At 33.0% G+C, this 521-nt stretch carries 1 protein-coding gene; it reads left to right on the top strand.

All coding sequences use genetic code 11. The features are described from left to right. Positions 1-503 (top strand): rhodanese-like domain-containing protein (locus TCEL_RS13980; RefSeq protein WP_040683663.1); only part of this gene is annotated, 503 nt, incomplete at its 5' end. Positions 504-521: the final 18 nt, after the last annotated feature.

Here is a 521-nt window from a genome sequence, read left to right as displayed (position 1 = left end):
CAGATGAATACTTTATAGTAGACGTTAGAACAGATGTAGAATTTGAAGGTGGACACTTAGAAGGAGCAGTAAACATTCCAGTTGATGAGTTAAGAAAGAGAATGAATGAAATTCCAAAGGACAAAAAGATAATTGTTTACTGTAAGATTGGTTTAAGAGGATATATAGCATATAGAATATTAGTTCAAAATGGATATGATGTATATAACTTAAGCGGAGGATATGATTTAGTTTTAGCTTATCAAATGAAGTATGGAGAAGGACTAAAGCTAAATGATGAGATGACAAGATTTGAACCAATGGAGGAAAAAAGGAAGTTAAGCCAAGTGGAAATACATGCATCCTCTAAATCTAAAATAATACTGTCAGCTCCAAGTATTGGAGCGTTTTTGATTCATACCTGGATTATTCCCAGGCATAAAAAGCATAGTTCTTCTAAGCTTCATATTAAACACCTCACTACATTGCTCTTCTTATTGCAGTTTCAACTCGAGCTTTTATAGTATAATCTAATGCACCTC

The sequence above is a fragment of the Thermobrachium celere DSM 8682 genome, assembly GCF_000430995.1.
In the GTDB taxonomy this organism is placed as follows: domain Bacteria; phylum Bacillota; class Clostridia; order Clostridiales; family Caloramatoraceae; genus Thermobrachium; species Thermobrachium celere.
This window is presented reverse-complemented; position numbering and strand designations above follow the sequence as displayed.